Source organism: Kineococcus glutinatus, from assembly GCF_039542765.1.
Lineage (GTDB): Bacteria > Actinomycetota > Actinomycetes > Actinomycetales > Kineococcaceae > Kineococcus_A > Kineococcus_A glutinatus.
In genome coordinates, this window is record NZ_BAABIL010000372.1 from 1 (window position 1) to 6,798 (window position 6,798).

The window sequence follows — 6,798 nt, forward strand, 5'->3', positions numbered from 1 at the left end:
GGCAGCGCGGGGTCGGGACGGGGTCGCGGCGGGCACGGTGGAACCTCCTTCAGAGCTGTCGGCGGGCGCGGGGGTGGGCGCCGCGCGGCAGCGCGAGCGCGGTGCTGAGCGCCAGCAGGCCGGTGACCGCGGCGACGGGGGCGAAACGGCCCTCGCGCACCCAGACGGTGGGCAGGCCGACGAGCGGGACGCGCAACCTGCCCACCCCCGTCACCGCGTCGCGCTGCACGGGGGTGGAGTCCTCGCTCTGGTTGGCGTCGCCCTTGGTGACGAGCGTGCCGCCGGCGTCGGCGCGGACGACGCGGTGCACGATGGCGCGCGGTGCGCCGGTGGGGTCGGGGAAGCGGACGACCATCCCCGGCCGCAGCGCGTCCACCGCGACGGGCGAGGTGATCACGACGTCGCCGACGGCGAGGTGCGGTGCCATCGACCCGCTGACGATCGCGCTGGTCCGCCAGCCGACCGCCGTCGGCAGCACGGACCACAGCACCAGCCCGGACAGGGTGCACAGCACCGCGGTGGCGACCACCTGCGCGGCGGTGCCCGCGAGCGCGCGGGCGCGCGGCAGGAGGGCGACCGGCGACCGGGTCACGGCCGGGCCGCCGGTGCGTCGTCCGGGGTGCGCTCGGTGTCGGTGTCGTCCTCGGTGTCGGTGTCGGTGCCGGTGTGGGCGGCCTCGGGCCGGGGCGGGAAGGCCACGCCGCCGGCGATGGCGGCCAGGACGGCCAGGGCCAGCAGCGGGGCGACCTCGCGCTCCTGCCACCACACCCGCGGCAGGCCCACCAGGGGGATGCGCAGCCGCCCCACGCCGAGGACGTCGTCGCGCTCGACGGGTGCGGCGTCGGGGGACTGGTTGGCGTCCCCGCGGGTCACCAGGTCGCCCCCGGGGGTCGTCCCCACGACGCGGTGCACGATGAGCCGCCCCGCGTCGGAGGGATCGGCGAAGCGCACGACCTGACCGGTCTCGATCTCGGAGCCGGCCACCGGCCGGGTGACGACGACGTCCCCGACGCGCAGGTGCGGCGTCATGGAGCCGCTGACGACGGCGCTGGGGGTCCCGCCGACCGCGAGGGGCAGCACCGACCACAGCAGCAGGCCGCCGAGGACGGCGAGCACGCCGGCGGCCACCACCCGCGCCACCTCGCCCGCCGCGCGGCCCGCGCGGGGCAGCAGACCCGCGACGGCGGGTCCAGCGGTCGTCGGTGGTCGCTGCACGTAGGCGGTGTCGGCACGACGGGGGTCCGGCTCAACCCGAACGGCCCCACGACGTCACGCGGAAGTGCTTGAGGAGCGGCCCCGTCGCGCCGATGGGTGTGGGAGCAGCGCGCCGCTGCCCGTCCCGTGCGAGGAGAGACCGTGCCGTCCCCGAAGTCCGAGCGCCGTCGCCGAGCGGCCGCGATCGCCGCCGTACCGGTCGGGCTGCTCGCCAGCGGCCTGATCGTCCACTCCTCCTCGAACGCGGCCTTCACGGCGACGACGAGCACGGGCACGAACACCTGGACCGCGGGCACGGTCGCGCTGACCAACAGCTCGCCCTCGGCCTCGCTGCCGTGGTCGTCGAACGGCAGCGGCGCCCTGAAGCCGGGCACCAGCGAGACCAAGTGCGTCGTCGTCACGTACAGCGGCAGCCTGGCCGCGAACATCGCTCTCTACGCCTCGGGTTACGCGACCACGGCCGGCTCCTCGGGCGGCGCGGCCGGCACCAACCTCGAAGACCAGCTGCAGTTCACGATCGACTACAAGACCGGTGGCGACTTCACCTCGACCTGCGGCAGCTTCACCGCCAGCACCCCGGCGATGACCCTCCCGGTGACCAACGAGGCGGCGAAGGCCTTCGGCGCGCGCACCGCGTACTCCGCCGGTGCGTCGGTGAGCAACGTGGCCAGCAACACGATCATCACGTACCGGGTCAGCTACACCCTCTCCGGCTCCGCCACCGACTACGCGCAGGGCGACTCCGTCGCCTTCAACTTCACCTGGCAGGCGCAGAACACCTGATCCACCCATCCGTGGTCCCGCCCGGCAACGGCGCCGGGCGGGACCGGCCGGCGCCCCGCAGGAGGGGAGGGTGCCGGCCGGGGGAGGGGCCGCACCACCGCGCAGCGCGCGGTCGGGCGGCCCCTCCGCCGCGTCCGGGCCCGGTGTCCGGGCCCGGTGTCCGGGCCCGCGCGGGGAAGCGCTCACCGGGTCGTCGCAGTGCTTGACCGCGGCTGTCGGGCGCTGGTAGACCTAGCGGGGAGAAAGCGCTTTCTCACCAGGTCAGCGCAGACCAGCGAGCCGGGAGACGCAGAGCCGATGCCCGCACAGCCCACCCGTCGAACCCGATACGCCCTGATCGGCACCGGCCACCGCGCGCGCATGTACGTCGACGCCATCGCCGGCGAGCACGCCGAGGCCGCCGAGCTCGTCGCCTGGAGCGACGTCAACCCCGGCCGGCTCGACGTCCACGAGGCCCGGCTGCGCGAGCAGCACCCGACCGCGGCGATCCCGCACCGCTACGCCCCCGACGAGCTGGAGCGGATGATCGCCGAGGAGGCCGTCGACCGCGTCGTCGTCACCAGCCCCGACGCCACCCATGCCGGCTACGTCGCCCGCGCCCTGCGCGCCGGGGCGGACGCCGTCGTCGAGAAGCCGCTGACCACCGACGCCGACGGCTGCCGCCTCATCACCGAGGCCGTCGAGGCCACCGGCCGCAACGTCGTCGTGACCTTCAACTACCGCTACTCCCCGCGCAACAGCGCCCTCAGGGAGGTCATCGCCTCCGGCCGCATCGGGCGCGTCACCTCCGTGCACTTCGAGTGGGTGCTCGACACCGTCCACGGCGCGGACTACTTCCGCCGCTGGCACCGGCAGAAGGGCACCTCCGGCGGGCTGCTCGTGCACAAGTCCTCCCACCACTTCGACCTCGTGAACTGGTGGATCGACGACGTGCCGCGCCGCGTCTACGCCAGCGGCGGGCTGCGCTTCTACGGCGCCGAGAACGCCGCCGCCCGCGGTCTCGGCCCCCGCCCCGAGCGCGGCAGCACCGACGAGGCGGCCGGCGACCCGTTCGCCCTCGACATGCGCCGCGACCCCACCCTCAAGGCCCTCTACTACGACAACGAGTCCCACGACGGCTACCGCCGCGACCGGGACGTGTTCTCCGAGGGCATCACCATCGAGGACAACATGGCCGTCGTCGTCGACTACCACGGCGGGCCGACCCTCACCTACTCCCTCAACGCGCACAGCCCCTGGGAGGGGTACACCGTCGCCGTCAACGGCACCGAGGGCCGCGCGGAGCTCACCGTCGTCGAGCGGGGCGCCTGCCTCGTGGACGGCGCGGGCGTCGTCGTCGACCCCAGCGCCAACCCGCACCTCGTCGGGGAGCACGACACCCGCCCCACCGGCGAGCGCCTCCTCGTGCAGCGGCACTGGGAGACGGCGCAGGAGGTGGCGATCGTCAACGGCACCGGCGGGCACGGCGGCGGCGACGCCCTGCTGCTGCACGACCTGTTCCGCGGCCCCGGCGAGGACCCGCTGGGGCGCCCGGCCGGCTACCTCGACGGCCTGCGGTCGGTGGCCGTCGGCATCGCCGCGAACACCTCCCTGGAGCAGGAGCGTCCCGTCCTGGTCGCCGACCTCGGCCTCGGGGCCGACCTGCGCGCCGGCCGCGGCGACCTGCAGCCGCGCCGGTGAGCGCGCCCGGGGACCTGCGGTGAGCGTGCTGCCGGCCCCGGTGCGCCCCAGCGCCATCGCCGGCCACGACGACTGGCCCGACTTCGTCGCGCGCACGCCGCCGCACGCCCCGGCCGCGGGACCACGAGCCCGGATCGCCGCGGCGCTCGGCGTCGCGGCACCGGTGCTCCCCGCGGTGACCGAGGGGGCCGGCGCCGTCCGCGACGGGGTGCGCACCACGGAGCTGAGCTGGCAGACGGGTTTCGGTCCGCGCACCCGTGCCTGGCTGCTGGAACCGGCGCGGCGGACCGGTTCCGGTGCGCTGCCCGGGGTGCTGGGGCTGCACTGCCACGGCGGCGTGAAATCCGTCGGCGCCGAGCAGCTCGTCGACCTCGGACCCGCCTCCAGCGGGGCGGCGCTCGACCTGCGGCACGGCTGCTACGGCGGGCGCGCCCCCGCCGCGGAACTCGCCCGCCGCGGTGCCGTCGTGCTCTGCCACGACGCCTTCGCCTGGGGCAGCAGGGGTTTCGACCTCGCCGACCCGGTGCCGCGGGTGGCGGACGCGGTGGCGGCCGCCGAGGCGCGGTGGCGGCAGGAGGGCGTGGAGCCCACCGCGGCGCAGCGCTACGACGCCGCCGCCGGCGCCCACGAGAACGTGGTCGCCACCTGCGCCGACCTGCTCGGCACGACGTTCGCCGGCACCGTGCTCCACGACGACCTCGTCGCCCTGGAGGTGCTGGCGCAGCTGCCCGGCGTGGACCCCGGCCGCCTGGGGGCGTTCGGTTTCTCCGGGGGCGGGGTGCGCGCGGCGCTGCTGGCCGCCCTCGACGAGCGGCTCCGCGCCGTCGTCGTCACGTGCATGATGACGACCTACGCCGCGCTCGTCCCCGGCCACGTCGACCGGCACTCCCGCCTGCTGTCGGAGCAGGCGCTGCGCCGCACCTGCGAGTGGCCCGACGTGCTGCGCGCCGCGGAGGGCACCGCCGTCCTGGTCCAGTACGGCCGCCACGACGAGCTGTTCCCCGCCGAGGGGATGCTGGCCGCCGACGAGCGGTTGCGCACCACCATCGGGCAGCGGTACACGGGCAGCTGGTTCGACGGCCCGCACCGCTTCGGTCCCGCCGAGCAGGACGAGGCCTTCGGGTTCCTGCTGCGGCAGGCCGGGGCGGCGGCGTGAACGCGCTGGCGGAGTTCCGCGCCGCGCGGGGGAGCGGGCCTCGCCCGGCGGTGCTCGTGCTGCCCGGTGGCGGCTACGAGCGCTGCGCGCCGCACGAGGGCGAACCCATCGCCCGGTGGCTGGCGTCGCTGGGGCTGCACGCGTTCGTCCTGCGGTACCCCGTGGCCCCGCAGCGCCACCCCGTGCCGCTGCGGGCGGCGACGGCGGCGCTGCAGCAGGTGCGCTCGGGCGGGCACGGGCTGGCCGTCGACCCCGGCCGCGTCGGGGTGCTGGGTTTCTCCGCCGGCGGGCACCTGGCGGCGTGCCTGTCCACCGGCCTGGGGGGTGGGGAGGTGCCGGACGCGACCGTGCTATGCTACCCGGTCGTCTCCTTCGAGCACGCCCCGCACGCCGGGTCGGTGCGCAACCTGCTGGGTGCGGACCCGAGCCCGGCGCGGGCGCGGGAGCTGTCCCCCGACCGCCACGTGAGCGCCGCGACGCCACCGGCGTTCGTGTGGCACACCGCCGCCGACGACGCCGTCGACGTCACCCACTCGCTGCGCTACACCGCGGCGCTGGCCGCCGCGGGGGTTCCCGTGGAGCTGCACGTGTTCGCCGAGGGCGGGCACGGGCTGGGGGCGGCGGAGGGTGAACCGCGCGCCGGGCGCTGGCGGGCCCTGTGCGCGGGGTGGCTCGCGCACCTCGGGTGGGTGGAACCGGACGTGGTGGAACAGGACGTGGTGGGGACCGGCGGGAGGTCGGGGACGTGACGACGAACGGTGCGACGGTGCAGCCCGTGGCGGCGGAACCGGTGCGGATCGCCCTCGCGGGGGCGCACGGGTTCGGCATCCAGCACCTGCGGGGGATCGCCGAGCTGCAGGCCGCGGGCGCCGCGCGCCTCGTCGGTGTCGCGGACCCGGTGCCGCCGGACCCCGCCACCCTGCCCGGTGGCGACACCGCGGGCGTCGTCGTCACCGCCGGGCTCGGCGACCTGCTCGCCGCCGTCCGGGCCGACGTCGTGGTGGTCGCCACGCCCATCCACACCCACGCCGCGCTGGCCGAGACCGCGCTGCTGGCCGGCGCCGACGTCCTGCTGGAGAAACCCACCGCGGCCTCCCTCGCCGAGTTCGACCGGCTGCGGGCGCTCCTGGCCCGGACGGGCCGGCGCTGCCAGGTGGGTTTCCAGAGCCTCGGCGGCGGTGGTGTCGACGAGCTGATCGCCCTCCTGCGGCGCGGCGAGCTGGGCGACGACGTCCGGGTCGCGGCCACCGGCACCTGGGTGCGCCCGCTGGCCTACTGGCGCCGCTCCCGCTGGGCCGGCCGGCGCCGGCTGGACGGCACCGACGTCGTCGACGGGGTGCTCACCAACCCCCTCGCGCACGCCGTCGCCACCGCGCTGCGCGTCGCCGGTGCCCGCCGGTCCGGGGACGTCGAGCGGGTCGAGACGGACCTGTACCGGGTCAACGACGTCGAGTGCGACGACACCTCGGTGGTGCGGGTCGCCACCAGCGGTGGAGTTCCCGTCCTCGTCGCCGCGACCCTCTGCGCCCGCGAGCAGAGCGAACCCCTCGTCACGGTGCGGGGCAGCCGCGGGCACGCGGTGCTGCACTACACCAGCGACGTCCTCGACGTGCACGTGCAGGGCCGCGAGCCGACCAGCGTCCGCCACCCGCGGCGGACGCTGCTCGCGGACCTGCTGCAGCGCAGGGCCGACGGGGGCCCGCTGATCTGCGCGCTGGAGGACACCGGGGCGTTCATGCGGGTGCTCGACGCGGTGCGCACCGCCGAGGAGCCGCGCCCCGTGCCCGCCGCGCACGTCGACTGGCACGGGGACGGCGAGCAGGCGCACCCCGTGCTGCGCGACGTGGAGGGCTGGGTGCGCCGCGCCGCCGCGGAGAACCGCACGTTCTCCGAGCTCGGCGCGCCCTGGGCCGCACCGGCCCCGGTGGGATCGGCGTGACCGCCGTGCTGCCCGGCGGTGCGCT

At 76.6% G+C, this 6,798-nt stretch carries 7 protein-coding genes; 5 read left to right on the forward strand and 2 right to left on the reverse strand.

The features are described from left to right. Positions 1 to 49: 49 nt before the first annotated feature. The gene (locus tag ABEB16_RS13810; RefSeq protein ID WP_345712821.1) at positions 50 to 592 is read right to left on the reverse strand and encodes a signal peptidase I; all 543 of its coding nucleotides are present in this window, start codon (positions 590 to 592) and stop codon (positions 50 to 52) included. Beyond that, positions 589 to 1,215, reverse strand: coding sequence for a signal peptidase I (locus tag ABEB16_RS13815; RefSeq protein ID WP_345712822.1), 627 nt, complete (start codon positions 1,213 to 1,215; stop codon positions 589 to 591). The genes ABEB16_RS13810 and ABEB16_RS13815 overlap by 4 nt, the downstream gene beginning before the upstream one ends. Before the next feature lie 141 nt (positions 1,216 to 1,356). Here ABEB16_RS13815 and ABEB16_RS13820 point away from each other — a divergent pair, with 141 nt between their 5' ends. The 5 genes from ABEB16_RS13820 to ABEB16_RS13840 all read left to right on the forward strand — a co-directional run bounded on the left by ABEB16_RS13820 (position 1,357) and on the right by ABEB16_RS13840 (position 6,773). Next, a complete protein-coding gene (locus ABEB16_RS13820; RefSeq protein WP_345712823.1) occupies positions 1,357 to 1,998 on the forward strand; it encodes a hypothetical protein in 642 nt (213 codons plus the stop codon). 297 nt (positions 1,999 to 2,295) lie between these two features. Next, a complete protein-coding gene (locus tag ABEB16_RS13825) occupies positions 2,296 to 3,678 on the forward strand; it encodes a Gfo/Idh/MocA family protein (protein WP_345712824.1) in 1,383 nt (460 codons plus the stop codon). A gap of 19 nt (positions 3,679 to 3,697) precedes the next feature. After that, the gene (locus ABEB16_RS13830; protein ID WP_345712825.1) at positions 3,698 to 4,834 is read left to right on the forward strand and encodes a dienelactone hydrolase family protein; all 1,137 of its coding nucleotides are present in this window, start codon (positions 3,698 to 3,700) and stop codon (positions 4,832 to 4,834) included. Beyond that, a complete protein-coding gene (locus ABEB16_RS13835) occupies positions 4,831 to 5,583 on the forward strand; it encodes an alpha/beta hydrolase (protein ID WP_345712826.1) in 753 nt (250 codons plus the stop codon). Before ABEB16_RS13830 ends, ABEB16_RS13835 begins: the two co-directional genes overlap by 4 nt. Further along, the gene (locus tag ABEB16_RS13840; protein ID WP_345712827.1) at positions 5,580 to 6,773 is read left to right on the forward strand and encodes a Gfo/Idh/MocA family protein; all 1,194 of its coding nucleotides are present in this window, start codon (positions 5,580 to 5,582) and stop codon (positions 6,771 to 6,773) included. The genes ABEB16_RS13835 and ABEB16_RS13840 overlap by 4 nt, the downstream gene beginning before the upstream one ends. Positions 6,774 to 6,798: the final 25 nt, after the last annotated feature.